The following is a 17,116-nucleotide window of genomic DNA, read 5'->3' as shown; positions in this document are numbered from 1 at the left end:
TTTGGTTTGAGCAATTTATCAATAACTTAAATGAATAATCACGACCATAACCATAAATTCTCCTTAACTACTCCCCTTTATTATGTCAACGGTGTCCCTCACATCGGCAGTGCCTACACTACCATTGTGGCAGATGCGTTAGCCAGATTTCAGCGATTACAAGGCAAATCAGTCCTGTTGATTACAGGAACAGATGAACACGGACAAAAAATTCAGCGTACTGCTGTCGAACAAAACTTAGATCCCCAGGTTCATTGCGATCGCATTGTCGATAGTTTTAAATCTCTGTGGGACAAATTAGACATTAAATACGATCGCTTTAATCGTACCACCGCACCCAATCACCAAAAAATTGTCAATGAGTTTTTTGAGCGGGTTTGGGAGCAAGGCGATATCTACCTCGATCGCCAGCAAGGTTGGTACTGTGTATCTTGCGAAGAGTTTAAAGAAGAACGAGATTTAATTGAAAACCATCACTGCGCGATTCATACTAATAAACCAGCAGAATGGCGTGATGAGGAAAATTATTTTTTTCGTCTCTCTAAATATCAACAGCAGCTAGAAGAACTTTATCAGTCTCAACCAGACTTTATTCAGCCAGCTAGCCGACGTAATGAGGTGCTTAACTTTGTCAAGCAAGGGTTAAAGGATTTTTCGATTTCTCGCGTCAATTTAGACTGGGGTTTCCCTGTTCCTGTAGACCAAAAGCATACTATTTATGTTTGGTTTGATGCGCTTCTAGGCTACGTAACGGCCTTATTAGAACCCGACCAAGAGCCTACCTTAGACAATGCTCTATCGCAATGGTGGCCGATAAATTTACATTTAATTGGTAAAGATATATTAAGATTTCATGCAGTTTACTGGCCTGCTATGTTAGCCTCTGCTGGTTTGCCTTTCCCAAAAAGGGTGTTTGGTCATGGTTTTCTAACCAAAGATGGGCTAAAAATGGGCAAAACTTTGGGTAATACCATCGATCCTTTTAAGTTGGTCGATAGATATGGTGCAGACGCTGTACGCTATTACTTTCTCAAGGAAATTGAACTAGGTAAAGACGGCGATTTTAACGAGACTCGTTTTATAAATGTGCTTAATAACGATTTGGCTGACGTTCTGGGTAATTCGCTTAATCGTACCTTGGGAATGTTAAAAAAATATTGCCAGAGTACTGTTCCGCAATTAAGCAGTGCTGACTATAGTTCAGACCATCCCCTAAAAAGTATTGGTCTGGATTTGGGCGATCGCGTCAACCAAGCTTATGAAAATCTTCAAGTTAGTCAAGCTTGTGAAGCAGTTTTGACCCTGGTGCGGGCTGTTAATAAATATATTGACGATAGCGCGCCCTGGAAGCTTTTCAAGCAAAAACAACAGGCTGAAGTAGAACAAATTTTATATGCTGTTTTAGAGTCTATACGTCTATCTGCCTATCTTTTATCTCCTGTCATTCCCATTACCAGCAGCAAAATTTATCAGCAGTTGGGGTTTGACTGGGATTTTAATAGCGATCGACTGGCGCAGATTAAAGACTTTCACCTTCACTCAAAGTGGGGCAAACTGTCTACTAATAAAACTTTGGGCAAGGCTAGTCCCGTCTTTTCTAAATTAGAATTACCGCTAGAAGATTAAATTATGGCAAGTAATTTAGCTCAGTATATTTTTTAACTGATATAAAGTTACTAAGTAAAAAAAAGTCGTAGCTACACTGCTATTTAACAGTTGAGCCAAAAAAAATACCTAGTTCAAAGCTAGCTGTTTATTTACCTTAACAGGAAAAATTTTAGAAGCTTCGTCGCCTATAAAACAAGAATACTCGGTTTGGCTGCCTTTGTGGCCAGTAATCATCGGGTTAATCCACCCAAATAAATACTTTTTTTCATAAAAAATGAGGCTTAATACAATGTTGGATAATTTCGGAAGCGATCCTATTTTTACACCTGAACAAATTCTAGAAAATAGGGGGCGCGTCGCCATTTTTATCGATGGCTCAAATTTATTTTACGCTGCACTGCAACTAGGAATTGAAATTGATTACAGTAAGCTTTTATATCGCTTAACTGGTGGTTCAAGATTGTTGAGATCATTTTTCTATACTGGAGTAGACCGCACCAACGAGAAACAACAGGGCTTTTTACTCTGGATGCGTCGCAATGGATATCGCGTAATCGCTAAAGACCTCGTACAGTTACCCGATGGCTCTAAAAAAGCCAATCTCGATGTCGAAATTGCGGTAGACATGATGGCTCTTGTCGCTGCTTACGACACGGCAGTTTTGGTCAGTGGGGATGGCGATCTAGCTTATGCAGTAGATGCGGTTAGTTATCGAGGAGCAAGGGTAGAGGTAGTTAGCTTGCGTTCGATGACTAGTGACAGTCTGATTAATGTAGCCGATCGCTATATCGATTTAGATCAGATCAAAGACGATATTCAAAAAAGCAATAAGCACAGCGATCCCTACCGCAGTTTTACTGGATTTGGCATTTTAGATGATTAAATAATCTTGGCTTAAGATTTTTAGTTTCAATGACCTAATTGCGATCGCTCGTTCAGGACTTGAGACTAAAAATTCGTCAAATTTGACAAATATTATTTATCTATTTGAGCTTCATATTTTGGGGATCAAATTAGTTAAGCCACTTTTTTTTAGGCAAAAACAACAGCTAGTTTCTGTAGTTCAATTATCTAATTTCTTAAATTAGTAGGTGAAAGAGATAGAGTAGATTTACAACTATGTCCTTTTGCTGACTGAACTTAAACATAGCTAAATTGAGATTAAATCAGTTAAATATATTATTTTTATTACTTACAGTGAGTATGGTTGCTTGTCAGCCATCGACTCCTAATTCTGGCAACTCCGAGTCACAGGCTTCGGGAGAAAATAGGTTAGATACTCAGTTAAAGTTAAATAATGCCATTTTAGAGCAGTCTAATGAGTTAGAAAATACTGTTTGGAAAATCAAGGCAGATAAGATTATTTATAGCGAAGATAAAAAAACCGCGACTTTAAATAATGTAGTCGGCAATTTGTTACTAGACAATACGATCATTTTCCAAATTAGTGCCGAAACAGGAGAAATTAAAGATAACGGCAACATAATTCTGTTAAATAAGCAAATAATCGCTAGCGATCCTCGTAACGGCAGCACGATCAATAGTAGTGCTGTAGAATGGCGACCTCAAGAAAATCTGTTGCTAATTAAAGAGAAGCTCAACGGTGTTCATCCTAATTTAGAAGTTACCGCTGAGTCGGGAAAATATTATACTGATGTTGAAAGTTTAGAAATACAAGGGAATGTAGTCGCAACCACTAACCAGCCGTCTCTACAGCTAAAAAGCGATCGCTTGGTATGGAATATACCCAAAGATGAGATTACTAGTCCTGGTGCAGTTGAGCTAGTCCGCTACAGTGAAAATCAAACCATTACAGATAAATTAGTCAGCGATCGCGTTCAGGTAAATCTGGCTGAAAATAAGGCGATCTTGCAGAAAAATATTGAGTTAATTACTTTAGATCCTCCGCTACAGGTGGCGACGGACTTTCTTAGCTGGAATTATCAAGAGCGTATTGGCAATACAGATCGACCAATTCAAATTATAGATCGCGATCGCCAAATTAGCCTGACAGGTAATAAAGGCGAAATAAATTTACAGCAACAAATAGCTAAATTGCAAGATGGGGTCAAGGGAATCAATCAACAAAAAGCCTCTGAAATATATGCTCGTCAATTAACTTGGAAAATTGATACTGAAGAAGTGGAAGCTATAGGTGATGTAATTTATCAACAAGCCGATCCCAAAGCTCGTTTAACGGGAGAAAAAGCTGTAGGGACTTTAGGCGACAACAACATCGTAGTTACCAGCGACGGAAAGCAACAGGTTACTACTGTAATTGATAATTAATATATCATCAGAGCTTTTGTTGCTAAAATTTAATGTACAGAAATACGGACATCAATCTATGTTCTCATATGAAATTACTACTCCTACCGATGCCAGAAATGGTTTTTTCAAACTACTAGAAGAAGTAGCTGAAAATAATCAAGTATTTATCGTCAACCGTCGTGATGGAGAAAATGTTGCTTTAATCTCCGAATCAGATTTAACCAGTTTGGTAGAAACCGTGTACCTCCTTCGTTCTCCTGCAAATGGTAGTCGTTTATTAAATGCGATCGCTGAATCTAGATCGGGCAAAATCCAGCCTCAGACTTTAGCAGAATTAAAGCAGGAGTTAGGAATTGATGGCGAAAAAGAGCAAGAGGAATAAAAGCGAATCATTACAGCCGATAGTTAATCGCGTTCCTGGCTTTAGTTCACAGTTTAAGGAAGATTTAGGTTGGTGGTTCAAGCAAGAACCAAGAAAAGCTGCCAAGATTTTAGACATGGTGACAGCGGTAATGCAAGATCCTTTTCAAGGTATAGGCAAACCAGAACCACTAAAATACATAGACTCAAACATTTGGTCAAGGAGAATCGATTTGGAACACCGATTCATTTATCAGATTAATAAAAATCAAATAGACTTCCTTGCTTGCAGGTTTCATTACGAGTAAAAAATATTTAGTTAAGCTTTTTGTTGCTTTAACCACTCCACAACATCCTGAGCATTTCGATCGGGAGGGAAGACTGGGTAAAATACCTTTACTATTTTTCCTTTTTGAGCGATCAAAGTTAAGCGTTTAATCAATCGCTTTTCCACTTCAAAAGTTGGCAGATGTAATGCTGTCGTTAATTTAAAATCTGCATCGCTCAAAAGTTCAAATGGCAGATGAAGTCTTTCTACTGCTTCGATTTGAGCCGAAGCTTTTTGTGTACTTACACCATAAACCTGAGTATTAAGTTCTTGAAGCTCCTGATGATGATCTCGAAAACTACATGATTGTGGAGTACATCCTCTTGCACCAGGAATTGAGTCCCAACCAGTAGGTAATTTGACACCTGGTTGTCCCGTCATGGGATAACAATAAAATACTACATTGCTTTGAATGCTGGAAATGTTTACAGGTTTACCAGAAGTAGAATCAAGAACAACATTAGGCAGGTTTTTTCCTAATAAATGAGAAGTTGCTCCATCGTCCAAAGGTATAGGTAAGTTTGGTGGTAATTCATTAAAGCCTATAATCATTGCTTTTTGATATTGTATTGTTTAATCTGCGATCGCTTCAAGACTATTAAAGCATCATCATATTGCTCGATCGCTGTCTGAGACAACATAGCGATCGCATTTTGCCACACCATCTAAAAAAGAAACTGTTATTGAATCAATAACACAAGCCTCTCCTTCGTTATAAAAACAATCCATTACGCTACATTGAGCGACCTGACCTGCTTCTTTTCTCCCTGAAGCAGTCTGTTGTTGGTTGTCAACGTCAGTTGTATAAGTAGAACAGTTAGCTTTTCCCGCCAAAAAGTTCACGTAGACCGCTCCTGCATTACATTGTCGTTCCTGATTGTAGGTGCAATCATTAGCTTCGCATTGCGATACAACGCCTGAATTAAGAGGATCTCTATTTTTAGTCATAACTTTCTGGGTTTTATCGCTTCTTTTAAAAGATCAATCGTGCTAATTGTCTTATATTGATTCTCGATTAAAAGTATTTAATAAACAGACTAAATCTTACCAAATATGTTTATAGGCGATTGCTGTAAATGATTGGGATCACAGAATAAGCACGTGACGCGATCGCAGTTCATTTCTAACATCGATGCGACTCTTAAAATAGTTTTTAAGAGTTTAAACTGATGCTATCAAAAAAAATATTAACCGTATCTATTTCAGTATTGTTATGCTGCGGATATTCTCAAGTTGCTCAGGCTTGTGAAGACAAATTTACTAGTGCTGCGTTTGGCAGTCTGGAAAAAAGCGATCTTGATCGTTTGAAAGAAAAGTTTTTGAGTGTACAAAGATCGCTTAAATTTGCAGTTCCAGTCTATCTTTATGATGTACAAGGAATTCTCGGATTTTCAGGAGAACAAACTAAAACCGCAAGTAATGGCAGAATCGAAGACCGAATTTGGATCGATCGCGAAAATTGTCAGCGTCAAGTCAAAGCCTCATTCAGAGATCGAGAATTGGTCAAGATAAAAATTTACGGTTTTTAACACCTCTACGGAATTTATTTGGTTGTGATCGTGTTTGCCAGTACTAATTGTTATTCACTTGTCTAATTTGTTGCAATACCTGTTCCATACTGGTTGCAGGTTCAAGACAAGATAAACCCTGACACACCAAAGCAAGCGCACCTTCAGGCAAATCTGTTTCAACTCTAAAGACGGTGGTAGGTAAATAATTAGAACTTAATGACTCTATTTGTGACACACTGGTTTTGACACTTGTACCATGCAAAAACCAATCTAATGCCGTAAATAGACTGGGACAAGCGGTAGAAGACTTTTCCATCACCACGCTAAACGCCTGAAGCCCTTGTTGCGCCCGATCGCGATATTCTAAATTATCAGTTAATAAAGACAGACGGACTAAATTAGCGATCGCCACTCCATTAGCAGATGGGGTAGCATTATCCATATAGCTACGTTCTCTGACTAATAATTCTTGTCCTGCATCGGTAGAATTATTGTAATAGCCTCCTAGTTCAATACTCCAGAGTAGTTCGTCAAATTCACTTTGGATTCTAGTAGCCTGTTCTAACCACTGTCGATCGTGAGGACAAGCAGCCTGAAGATCTAACAAGGCTTTGATTAATAAAGCATAGTCTTCTGACTGAGCAGAAACTGTTGCCACACCATCATAATTAAGCCGCTGAAATCTGCCGTCTAGCCATTGATTTTTGAGCATGAACTGAACTGCGTTAACCGCTAAATCCAGATAAGACTTTTCCTTGAATACAGCATAAGCTCTAGCTAATCCTGAAATCATCAAACTATTCCAAGCTGCGATCGCTTTAGTATCCGTAACAGGCGGAATACGTCCCAGCCAGTTTTTTGTCTTAGCTTCCTGGTTATTTTTTGCAGGAGGAAAAATGTTTATTTCTGTTGCAGGTTGTCCATAACGCGCGGCAAACAGTTTTGCCAAAGCATGATTGACGTTATCTGATAATACTCCACTCGACAAACGTTGCAAGACATTCTTGCCTTCAAAGTTTCCCTGAGTCGTAACGGTGAATTCGCGCTGTAATTCGGCTAATTCTGTTGCGCTCAATAAAGATTCTAATTCCTGGTAACTCCAGACATAAAAATCTCCTTCTTCTGGTTCAGCTTCTTCTGGAGTGGTAAAGTTATCCGCGTCTTGAGCAGCATAAAAATAACCCTGCGGATGAGTCATTTCTCGCTGTAACCACTTCACCGTAAGCGCGATCGCTCTTTTAATTGCAGGTTGCTGTAACCCGCTACTCCATAGATTAGCCAAATACTCGACAATTTGCCCATTATCGTAGAGCATTTTTTCAAAATGAGGGACTGTCCAGCTATTATCTACGGTATAGCGATGGAATCCTCCTCCTACATGGTCATAGATGCCGCCATTGACTAAATCTAGTCCGCGCTGTTGCGATAATTGTTTAGTGTCATAATCGTATTTTCGGTCTGTTCGACTACCCTGTAAAGCGACAGTAGAGTAGGGAATCATCGGAAAGCTAGGACGACCAAAATCATTAGGCTGTATGGCTGCGGTATTAGCATTGATTCCCCGATCCAGTAGATCTTGGGTCAAATTATTTGTCTTGTCGTTAGGTAATAAAGCTGACTGTTGGAGATTACCCAATATTTCGGCTTTAAAAGCCATTAACTTTTCTGGTTCATAATCGTAAAAACGGCGTATTGCCTGGAGAATTTCCAAAAACCCAGGACGACCATATTTTGGTTCAATGGGGAAATAAGTACCGCCGTAAAAAGGAACTAAATCTTCAGGGTTTAAAAAGATATTTAACGGCCAACCTCCTTGTCCAGTCATCATCTGAAGAGCCTGCATATAAATGCTGTCGATGTCAGGCCTTTCTTCACGATCTACTTTGATTGGGAGAAAGTTAGCGTTGAGATAATCGGCGATCGCCTGATTGGAAAATGCTTCACCTTCCATTACGGTACACCAGTGGCAGCTAGAGTAACCAATCGAGAGGAAAATTGGTTTATTTTCTCGCTTAGCTTGATCTAAGGCTGATTCACACCAATACCACCAGTTAATTGGATTATTAACGTGCTTCTGTAGATAAAGACTTTGGGTTGATTGCAGATGATTAGCCATATTGTGTTTAATGTAGATTAATTTACAGTAATTTACAATCAGATTTATCTGTTTTTAAACGTTCATCAGATAATATTTAGTCAATTAATGCTTTGATTAAATTGAACTGTACCTTTAAAATATTCTTAATAATCTGAAATCTATAACTGAATCCAGTAATATCATCGATACAGTCTAAATCTTTTTGGCGATCGCGTTTTAAGGGCAACACTTCGTGAAGTTCAGCAACTTGAGTCTGATACGCCTTCAATAATATTTTCAAAGCTTGAAGTATAGACTGCTTTTCTAAAGTAGTGTATGAAAGCTGCATCTTTTCAACCAACATTTGACTTCCACGTTGTTCAAAATGAGATGGTGAGCCAAAACCAGATGATAAAATACTTTGATGCAAGTAATCATCCAGTTGAATCAACACCCACCGAAAACTATCTAATTGAGATTGAGCATAAAAAAGTTCCCCGCGTATAACTCTTCGGCATATCTCTTCTGCATAAGCTAGACCTTTGCTGATTAAACGATCTATTTCTTCTATACTCAACAAGGCTTGCTCTAAATTTCGAGAATCATCAATAACCTGTTGTACCAGCTTTTTTGGATCGTAAATAACTTGAGTGGGCAGTGCAAACCAGGGTGAAGGCTTTAATTCTTCTGGTTTGAAATAAAGCATATCTATTTTATTAAACGGCTTGAAATGGGAAACACAGACCCAAGATCTGTCAGCCCATTCATTGTAGATCCATTTTCCCCATTGTTTGGGGGCAGAAAAACGCTCCGAAATATATTGTTGATAAAATTTTGGTTTAATTACAACCCGAAAATCAATATCTGAAAATTCGTCTGCTGAATCTTCTGCAACAGAACCTTGGATGTATAAAGCTTCCACTCCTGTTCGCTCTACAAAATACTCGACAACTTTGTTAAATAATTGTTGACGCGCTATGTTTAATTCTTCTGAAGCAAATCTCATGTTAAATACACCAGATATTTTAATAATAAGCAATAATCTGCAAGATGTAAGAATCAGTCAGTTAATTTTATTTATATTGAGTCACCTTAAATGATTAGTTACCTCAAGGGTACAAAAGTAGAAATTACTAAAACAACTCAAAATCGCCTATTTTTGATTTTGGATGTGAACAACATTGGTTATGAAATGCAGATCTCGACGCGCTTTGCCCAGAAACTAGATGAGTCAGCAGACGAGCCAATTCAAGTATTTACCCATCTACAGGTACAGGAAGATAAACAAATCCTTTATGGGTTTCCTACCGCGGCGGAAAGGGATTTATTTCGTCAGTTAACCGCCGTTAGCGGTATTGGTATGCAGTTAGGCATTGCCCTAATCGATACTTTAGGTATTTCCGAACTAGTTGGGGCAATTGTTACTAGTAATATACCCGCTTTAACCAAAACTCCTGGGGTAGGCAAAAAAACCGCCGAAAGAATCGCCTTAGAATTGAAAACCAAACTAGCCCAGTGGCGCAAAATATCGGGTATGGAAATTGAGCAACCAGAAGCCGTATTTGCCCCCAAACCCGAAATCAAAGAAGATTTAGAAATGACTTTGTTAGCTTTAGGCTATACCAACGAAGAGATAGAGCAGGTTTTAACTGTCCTAAGTCAAGATAATTTATTACTCAAAAACCCTAATGTGGAAGAATGGATTAGAAGCGCGATCGCCTGGCTGAGTGGAGAATAAATAATACAGGGAACTGGTAAAGTAAAATCAAAATGCGATCGCTTCTTGCTTTAGGTAAAAGACCAGTTTTATATGTAGCAAAGTTAAAGCTAAAAGCAAGAATACTCAAAGACAATTAAAAAGACAATTAATATTAAGGTAGAGCTTTACCAAATAATCTTTCTTTAATAATTAATTCGATCATAAAAGGGTATATCAAAGGAAAAAATATTATTTTGTTATAAAACATACCCGAAAATCTGAAAGATGAGGTAAATATTTCAATTATCCCAGTACCAAAGGAAGACTACCCTTTTCCTACCTTTGAATTAGAAATCAAAGACGAATATATTAATCGAGAAAAAATCTATGAATCAGAGGACATGGGGCGTAAAGCGTCTACGCGCTAGTTAAATTTGCTGGTACAAATCGATAATTGTATCGATTACTTCGTCGATAGTAAGATTATCAGTGATTAATTCAATAGCATCATCGGCTTTTTTCAAAGGTGCGATCGCTCTATTGCTATCTTGTTCGTCTCGTTGTTGAATGTCCTGCTCTAGTTGTTTCAAGTCAAGATCATCTCCTTGATTTTGGAAATCTTGCCAGCGTCTTCTGGCTCTTTCTTGAACCGAAGCAGTCAAAAAAATCTTTAATTCTGCATTAGGAAACACATTGGTGCCAATATCTCGACCTTCGGCAATTAAACCTCCGTGTTCGCCCCATTGCTGCTGTATTTCAACTAATTTTTCCCGTACTGTAGCCAAAGCAGCGATCGCCGAGACGTTTGCCGTAACTTCTGGGGTACGAATGGCGTTGGTTACTTCTTGCTCATTTACCTGAACTACTGTAGGCAATTCTGCACCATTCGGGGCAGTTAGTTTTAAGTCAAGATTTTGGAGTAAGTCGGCGATCGCATCGCGATCATCAAACGCAATTCCTGACTCCATCGCTAACCAAGTAACAGCTCGATACATTGCCCCCGTATCTAAATAAAGTAAGCCTAACTGATGCGCTAGACGACGGGTGACAGTGGATTTTCCTGCCCCCGCAGGGCCATCAATGGCAACAATAGGCTGACGTTTTTGCAACAAAATATTATCAATTAAACGAGTAGAACCGACATAAACAGCGATCGCCAGTAATCCAGTCTGCTTAATTTGTTCAATTGGTTGCAGACTGACTGGATCGACTAACTCAACGTATTGAATTTTAACCTCTTCTACGAGGTTTAATTTCTGTTTAACTAAGTTAATTAAAGCTCTAGCTCTAGATTCTCCCTGAGTAAAAGCCAATTTTACCTGTTGCAAAGCGCGATAGATCTCAGCAGCCTGTTCTTTTTCCCTAGCTGTCAAATATTGATTGCGAGAGCTGAATGCTAGTCCTGATTTCTCTCTGACAATTGGACAGGCTACAATCTCTACGGGGATATTCAAGTCAGCAACTAAACGGCGGATAATTGCTAGCTGTTGAGCGTCTTTTTGACCAAAATAAGCTCGATTTGGCTGAATAATATTAAATAGCTTAGTAACAATAGTGGCAACTCCCGTAAAGTGATCGGGGCGATATTTACCGCACAGTACCTCAGTCATGTTTTGGGGTGGAACGATCGCCGTAGTGCTAGTTAAAGCTTGAGTATCTCCACTACTGTTCATTTCTCCAGCTTCAGGAACAAAAACTAAATCAACGCCTAACTCTTGACATTGTTTCAGGTCTTGTTCTAGCTGACGAGGATAACTGTTTAAATCTTCTGTGGGAGCAAACTGTAGAGGATTAACAAAAATACTAACCACTACTAACTTATTTTCGGCGATCGCTCGTTTAATCAAGCTCAAATGCCCCTGATGTAACGCTCCCATCGTAGGAACTAGACCAAGTCGATCCTGATGACTATGGCGATGAAATATCGCTTGAGAGCGTAATTCGGCGATGGTTTTCAACAAAAGCACCATAATCAATCAGTATCTTTAATTAATGTTCAGTTTAAAGTTGTTCGGTTTTTATTTTAAATGAGCTTGCCAACTCAACACCGTGATTATACAAGCGAAGATTTCCTCCGTGTATCTCGCGCTCAAAACTCAACATTAAAATCTAATTTTGCCTATTGACTTAAAATTGTCAATTCTACTGGTGCTACTCCTGAACTGATCATATTTAAAGTACGCGCTGCTGCTGCTGAAAGATCGATTACCCTACCTTCAGCATAAGGACCACGATCGTTGATTGTCACGACAACTGAACGACCATTGTTCAGGTTAGTTACCTGTACTTGTGTCCCAAATTCTAGACTAGGATGTGCTGCCGTCAAAGCTTCTTGGTTATATACTTCGCCATTAGCAGTTAAACGACCATCAAATCCTGGTCCATACCACGATGCCATACCGTTGACCGCATTGGCAATTAGAGTCGAACTTTTTACGGGTATGCTTTGGCGATTTTGTAATAAAGGGTTGGATGAGGAAGCTGCTAACGTGGACTCGATTTTTTGCGGAAAATTATTGGTTACAGGAAGCTTAAATTTAACCTGTTTATTTTTGGCAGTCACAATTGAGGCTAATTTACCTCGAGTTTTGGGAGCCTGAAGTTCGGATTTTGCTGCTGTTGGGGAAATTAGCATAGTAATGACTGATGCTGTCGCGAAGCTTAGTGTGGCGCATACTTTATAAAATGTTTGCTTGTTTAAGATCATCATAATTTTGCTGTACTTACTAGATGTTCAATTAAAATACTTGGTAATATAGTTTATTTCGTTCGTATTTTACTTTAGATGAGAAAAAAGTCACTCGTAAATTGTGTTATTACCCAATCTCAATGTAAAGTTTTGATAACCCGAATAAAATTCAATGCAAATTTTAGTACTGAAAACGTTAAAAAACTGATTAGGCTAAGTTTAGTTGGAAAAATGAGCTTAATTAAACTCTAAATAGTTAATAGTTACTGGGCTTAAAGTATCAAAAGATTGTCGCGATCGCGAAGCGCGACGCGAAGCGAGTCCTTTAGGGTACCCGAAGGGTAATCGCCGCATAGATCAGATTGAGCTTGCTTAACTAGACCTTTTCGCTAATCTTGCCAAGACTACATTCGGTAGTTACTTCTATTGAAAAAAAATACTTATGGATTACAAAGACGCTGGGGTTGATGTCGAAGCGGGACGCTCTTTTGTTACTCAAATACGCCAAGATGTTGAAAGTACAAACCGACCAGAAGTTTTAGGCGGGTTGGGGGGATTTGGTGGCTGTTTCCAGATGCCATCAGGCTACCTGGAACCTGTTCTAGTTTCTGGAACAGATGGAGTTGGCACTAAGCTAAAAATTGCTCAGGAAATGAAGCGTCATGATACGGTGGGTATCGACCTAGTGGCAATGTGTGTCAACGATATTTTAACTTCTGGTGCAGAACCACTTTTCTTTTTAGACTATCTAGCTACAGGAAAACTCAACTCTCAACAGCTAGCCGAAGTGGTTAAAGGAATTGCCCAAGGATGCCGTCTGAGTGGTTGCGCTCTTTTAGGAGGAGAAACGGCAGAAATGCCTGGATTTTATCAGCTAGGAGAATACGATCTGGCTGGATTTTGTGTGGGAGTGGTAGAAAAAAGTAAACTGTTAAACGGTTCTAAAGTGCAGGTAGGGGATGTAGCGATCGCCTTAGCTAGTGCAGGAGTTCACAGCAATGGCTTCAGCTTAGTGCGGAAGATTATTGAGACAGGCGGTTATTCTTGGTCAGATACTCCAGAAATGCTTAACGGTAATAGTTTAGGAGCACAATTGATTACCCCTACTCAAATCTACGTCAAGCCAATTTTAGACTTTCTGGCTACGGGCGTAGAAGTTCACAGCATGGCGCATATTACTGGTGGTGGTTTACCAGAGAACCTGCCCCGTTGTCTCAATCAAGGTCAATCAATAGAAATCAAACATGGTAGCTGGACAATCTCCCCTATTTTCAATTGGTTAGCCCAAGCTGGCCAAATACAGTCAGAAACAATGTTTAACACCTTTAATATGGGTGTGGGCTTTGTGGTGGTTGTGCCGCCCGACCAAGTAAGTTTTTCTCTGGATTGGTTTAAATCTCAGGACATTACCGCCTCCCAAATTGGTCAAGTGATTGTAGGAGATGGTACTTTATCTTTTCTTTAATTAATTAAATTATGGTTCAACAAACCTGTAGCCAGAAAGAGCGAGCTTTAGGAATGCAGAGGAATAGTCAGCAGAGGCAAAAATAGTAGCCAGATCCAACTCCAGCTGTGCCAGCGATTAACCGAGATAAATTCAGTTTCTGCTAACAAAAAATCAATTCTTTCATTCAGGCGATCGCCAATTTCCGAGTGATTAAGATTGGCACGGCAAACAGGAGAAGACTCTAAAGGGGCTTTAGCTACGGTTAAGAGAGATTCGGCTAGCAATAAGAAATCAACTGATTCGGCAGCTTTACGATCTGCTCTTAACTCTCTTAATAATAAAAGTTCTTGCCATAATATTTTTGTATTAGGCAGCCAAAAGCTAAAAGAGCGTATCCAGCCCAACCAGAAAAACCAAAAGGTATCGCGGTAGTGCAGATGAGCTTGTTCGTGAGCGATTACTGCTGCTAGATGTTCTTCGTCTAAAGCAGTTAATAAACCCTGGCTGACCACCAATTTGGACTGCCAAAAACCGATTTGCGCGCTATAGGGTAACTGCGTATCCAAAATTTTAGCAGTTGTTCCACTAACTGTTTGCTGCTGATAGATTGCAAGCTGGCGAATAGAGCGATTGCCTTGAGTGGCTAATTTTAGTAAGCAACAACCAGAAAACAAGATCAGACTAGCTGAAATAATGCAGCCAATAGAGCCAGCTTTAACTCCTAGCATTTCCCCATGACAACCCATATAAAGTATGGCGATCGCCGTAGTTAACAGTAACAATGAGGGAAATAAAAACAAAAATAGAGTTCTGTACCAACGATCCGACCATTTTTGGTTGAAAGACAATGGCAGATGGCGTATAGTCCAGGCAAGAACGATAACGGTAACAATTGTCAGTAAGTGCATTAGCTCTGTTCCTCTCTTTGACAACGAATATTATTCAGGCGAGATGCGATCGCTTCAATTTGTTCCAGACTAGCAGTATCTAAGCTGTCTGCAAAAGAAGCCACTACGTCTGGATTGCTGATCGCTAAAAAACCGTTTAGTTTCTCAAAAGATTGAAGTGCTTGGGCTTGTTCGCGAGAAATTAATGCTTGCCAAGAGAAAGCCCTACCTTTCTTGCTACATTTCAACCAGCCCTTTTGAGTTAAACGTTGCAACACCGTAGTGACCGAAGTGTAGGCTAATTCCCGTTCGGGATCTTGCAAAATCTGGTCATGGACTTTTTTCACCGTCACCACCCTCGAATTCCAGACTATTTCTAATATTTCAGCTTCTAGGGGTCCGAGGGATAGCTTTTTTGGTCTATGTTGAGGTAATGGTGCCATTAATTCAGATTGTCAATCCCAATATTTATTTTCAAATCTTACCGCTTTAATTTAAGTTTGCTGCTATTTTGTGTCTAAATAATAAATTACTGATGATCTTCTCAACTCTAGGTAGCAATTTTAACTACCTTTAATTTTTTAAAATTTACTAACTCTTCAAACTTGAAAAATTCCTAAAATTAGTAAATTACAGCGTTCTCTAACTCTTTACTCTTTAAGTTTAAACTGAATAACAATACATAGGTTGAGTACTTACTGCTTGTTGAAAGTTACAAAATATGCCTATGCCGCTAATTCAATTATTTAATTAATCTCAAGATTAAGTTTTAGTTTAAAGATCTGCTTTGCCATGGTCAATTGGTATAGACAAAAAGTCTGTTTTTTTATTTTAATTTGCTCTTTTTTGGACAAACAATCGGTTAGTGTTGCTGTGACCGTTGGTCAATTTGCTTCAAATAGTGTTTTGGTTAACCAAGAACAAAAAGCTAATGGGTGGTTGGCTCGTCAAGTTATTAGTTGTGCAGCAATTAATCCTGCATATCAGCAGGTGTATAGTTTTGAGATCAAAAATTACTACATTAATGTTTGTCAGTTAGGCAGCAGTTTTTATTATAGTCGTCAGTCTAAGTTCAATCCTAGTAATAGCCTATTAGTTCCTGCTCAAGCTGTCTTTGGGGGCAATGTTTTTCAGGCTACCAATGGAAAAGCAACCTATTTTGTCGGCAAAGATGGAGATCGCCATTATTCATCGGTAATGCCAAATAGCAACGAAATTGTGTTTGAACCAGAGTTACAGCCACCATCTTCTGATTTGTCTCAAGATGCTGAAGCTAACTCTGATTTGCCGACGGACAATTTGCCAGCTAATCGAGCTAATCAAGCTAGTTTAGAGCTGGACAATCATGGCAAAAATTCCCCGCAATCCAAGCCAGCATTAACTTGTCTTGGGGAAAAATCTGCTTTTCATCCTCGTTTAGATAGTTGGCAAAAACTAATTGGTAAGTCGACTGCCACAGCTAATTAGTACGCTACTAATAACGGACATAGCTTTGCTTATGACAATTAAACTCCCGAGCAAGCTCTAATTACCACCAGTCAGGTGACAGTTATTAATTTGAATATTGCTACTGTTAGTGAAACTATCGAGCGAGTCTGTATTGAATCCGTAGTTGAGAATTAATCGACCGTGAGGCGGAAAATTAATTTTTTCTCGGCTGTTGAGCTTTATTATGATTATTAATCGCTTTGGGAATATTAACGGTGGGTTTATCGATGGCAACAGCCAGCATAACTGGTGAGTCGCCAAGAGCGCCAGGGGATTGTTGATCGGCTAACTTGAGTGCAGGAGGAGCAGCTCCTGGAATAAGACTGATTGCAGCGAAAACCGAAGCTGCGATCGCGCTACCCCCCCAAACTAATTTTCGACGACGACGACGACGATCTATTGAATTAAAAACTCCTGCCGTAATTTCAGCTACTGATTTTTGGCTAGGTGGTGCCACAGAATGCTGCATTTGACACTGTAAAGCTAATAGCTGAGTATAAAGCTGTTTAATTTCAGGATCTTGGTCTAACCAAGCTTGGACTTGATTTCTTTCTGGAGGAGATAGTTCGCCATCAATAAAGGCACTAAGCAATTCAAAACGATCCGTTGTTTTTTCTGTTTCTTGGTTAAAAGTTTTAGCAGAGCGCTCCTGCTCAAAACTGTCGAATTTGCGAGTCATTCTAGCATCACCACTTAGTTTTAAAATATATATAAATAATAGGTAAGATAAAGCTAGCCCTAACCACTCAAG

The 17,116-nt window shown here is 39.2% G+C and carries 18 protein-coding genes; 9 read left to right on the top strand and 9 right to left on the bottom strand.

Features of this window, described 5'->3' with window-relative positions:
• Positions 1-30 precede the first annotated feature (30 nt).
• From metG to V6C71_12390, 5 genes are all read left to right on the top strand, one after another.
• The gene (gene metG / locus V6C71_12410) at positions 31-1,626 is read left to right on the top strand and encodes a methionine--tRNA ligase (protein ID HEY9769274.1); all 1,596 of its coding nucleotides are present in this window, start codon (positions 31-33) and stop codon (positions 1,624-1,626) included.
• Positions 1,627-1,897: 271 nt separating this feature from the next.
• Complete coding sequence (locus tag V6C71_12405; GenBank protein HEY9769273.1) at positions 1,898-2,491, top strand: NYN domain-containing protein; 594 nt, start codon at positions 1,898-1,900, stop codon at positions 2,489-2,491.
• 272 nt (positions 2,492-2,763) lie between these two features.
• On the top strand, positions 2,764-3,897 hold the full coding sequence (gene lptC, locus V6C71_12400) for an LPS export ABC transporter periplasmic protein LptC (protein ID HEY9769272.1): 1,134 nt from the start codon (positions 2,764-2,766) through the stop codon (positions 3,895-3,897).
• A 58-nt stretch (positions 3,898-3,955) separates the two neighbouring features.
• A complete protein-coding gene (locus tag V6C71_12395) occupies positions 3,956-4,261 on the top strand; it encodes a type II toxin-antitoxin system prevent-host-death family antitoxin (protein ID HEY9769271.1) in 306 nt (101 codons plus the stop codon).
• On the top strand, positions 4,236-4,547 hold the full coding sequence (locus V6C71_12390) for a Txe/YoeB family addiction module toxin (protein HEY9769270.1): 312 nt from the start codon (positions 4,236-4,238) through the stop codon (positions 4,545-4,547). Before V6C71_12395 ends, V6C71_12390 begins: the two co-directional genes overlap by 26 nt.
• 11 nt (positions 4,548-4,558) lie before the next feature.
• Here V6C71_12390 and V6C71_12385 read toward each other — a convergent pair whose 3' ends face one another.
• Both V6C71_12385 and V6C71_12380 read right to left on the bottom strand, forming a co-directional pair.
• Entirely contained in the window at positions 4,559-5,119 is a 561-nt protein-coding gene (locus V6C71_12385) for a peroxiredoxin (protein HEY9769269.1), read from the bottom strand.
• A gap of 57 nt (positions 5,120-5,176) precedes the next feature.
• Positions 5,177-5,515: a DUF1540 domain-containing protein gene (locus tag V6C71_12380; GenBank protein ID HEY9769268.1), complete on the bottom strand. Its 339-nt coding sequence runs from the start codon at positions 5,513-5,515 to the stop codon at positions 5,177-5,179.
• Between the two features lie 221 nt (positions 5,516-5,736).
• On the opposite strand from V6C71_12380, the gene V6C71_12375 reads away from it, so the two are divergent.
• Entirely contained in the window at positions 5,737-6,096 is a 360-nt protein-coding gene (locus tag V6C71_12375) for a hypothetical protein (GenBank protein HEY9769267.1), read from the top strand.
• Between the two features lie 43 nt (positions 6,097-6,139).
• Here the strand turns inward: V6C71_12375 and V6C71_12370 are convergent, their stop codons facing one another.
• Both V6C71_12370 and V6C71_12365 read right to left on the bottom strand, forming a co-directional pair.
• Complete coding sequence (locus tag V6C71_12370) at positions 6,140-8,194, bottom strand: thioredoxin domain-containing protein (protein ID HEY9769266.1); 2,055 nt, start codon at positions 8,192-8,194, stop codon at positions 6,140-6,142.
• Between the two features lie 76 nt (positions 8,195-8,270).
• Complete coding sequence (locus V6C71_12365) at positions 8,271-9,161, bottom strand: aminoglycoside 6-adenylyltransferase (GenBank protein HEY9769265.1); 891 nt, start codon at positions 9,159-9,161, stop codon at positions 8,271-8,273.
• Between the two features lie 90 nt (positions 9,162-9,251).
• Between V6C71_12365 and ruvA the strand changes: the two genes are divergently transcribed.
• Positions 9,252-9,893 (top strand): Holliday junction branch migration protein RuvA, encoded by a 642-nt coding sequence (ruvA, locus tag V6C71_12360; protein HEY9769264.1) that lies wholly within the window; start codon positions 9,252-9,254, stop codon positions 9,891-9,893.
• Positions 9,894-10,282: 389 nt separating this feature from the next.
• On the opposite strand, the gene V6C71_12355 is transcribed toward ruvA, so the two are convergent.
• The gene (locus tag V6C71_12355) at positions 10,283-11,824 is read right to left on the bottom strand and encodes a bifunctional pantoate--beta-alanine ligase/(d)CMP kinase (GenBank protein HEY9769263.1); all 1,542 of its coding nucleotides are present in this window, start codon (positions 11,822-11,824) and stop codon (positions 10,283-10,285) included.
• A gap of 149 nt (positions 11,825-11,973) precedes the next feature.
• Positions 11,974-12,489, bottom strand: a complete 516-nt coding sequence (locus V6C71_12350) for a septal ring lytic transglycosylase RlpA family protein (GenBank protein HEY9769262.1) — start codon at positions 12,487-12,489, stop codon at positions 11,974-11,976.
• A 496-nt stretch (positions 12,490-12,985) separates the two neighbouring features.
• Here V6C71_12350 and purM point away from each other — a divergent pair, with 496 nt between their 5' ends.
• The gene (gene purM, locus V6C71_12345; GenBank protein HEY9769261.1) at positions 12,986-14,008 is read left to right on the top strand and encodes a phosphoribosylformylglycinamidine cyclo-ligase; all 1,023 of its coding nucleotides are present in this window, start codon (positions 12,986-12,988) and stop codon (positions 14,006-14,008) included.
• A 47-nt stretch (positions 14,009-14,055) separates the two neighbouring features.
• On the opposite strand, the gene V6C71_12340 is transcribed toward purM, so the two are convergent.
• Positions 14,056-14,898, bottom strand: coding sequence for a M56 family metallopeptidase (locus tag V6C71_12340; protein HEY9769260.1), 843 nt, complete (start codon positions 14,896-14,898; stop codon positions 14,056-14,058).
• Positions 14,898-15,320 (bottom strand): BlaI/MecI/CopY family transcriptional regulator, encoded by a 423-nt coding sequence (locus V6C71_12335; GenBank protein ID HEY9769259.1) that lies wholly within the window; start codon positions 15,318-15,320, stop codon positions 14,898-14,900. The genes V6C71_12340 and V6C71_12335 overlap by 1 nt, the downstream gene beginning before the upstream one ends.
• 349 nt (positions 15,321-15,669) lie before the next feature.
• Between V6C71_12335 and V6C71_12330 the strand changes: the two genes are divergently transcribed.
• On the top strand, positions 15,670-16,344 hold the full coding sequence (locus tag V6C71_12330; GenBank protein ID HEY9769258.1) for a hypothetical protein: 675 nt from the start codon (positions 15,670-15,672) through the stop codon (positions 16,342-16,344).
• A 175-nt stretch (positions 16,345-16,519) separates the two neighbouring features.
• On the opposite strand, the gene V6C71_12325 is transcribed toward V6C71_12330, so the two are convergent.
• Positions 16,520-17,044, bottom strand: coding sequence for a zf-HC2 domain-containing protein (locus tag V6C71_12325; GenBank protein ID HEY9769257.1), 525 nt, complete (start codon positions 17,042-17,044; stop codon positions 16,520-16,522).
• Positions 17,045-17,116: the final 72 nt, after the last annotated feature.

It is taken from the genome of Coleofasciculaceae cyanobacterium (assembly GCA_036703275.1).
Taxonomy (GTDB): domain Bacteria; phylum Cyanobacteriota; class Cyanobacteriia; order Cyanobacteriales; family Xenococcaceae; genus Waterburya.
This window is presented reverse-complemented; position numbering and strand designations above follow the sequence as displayed.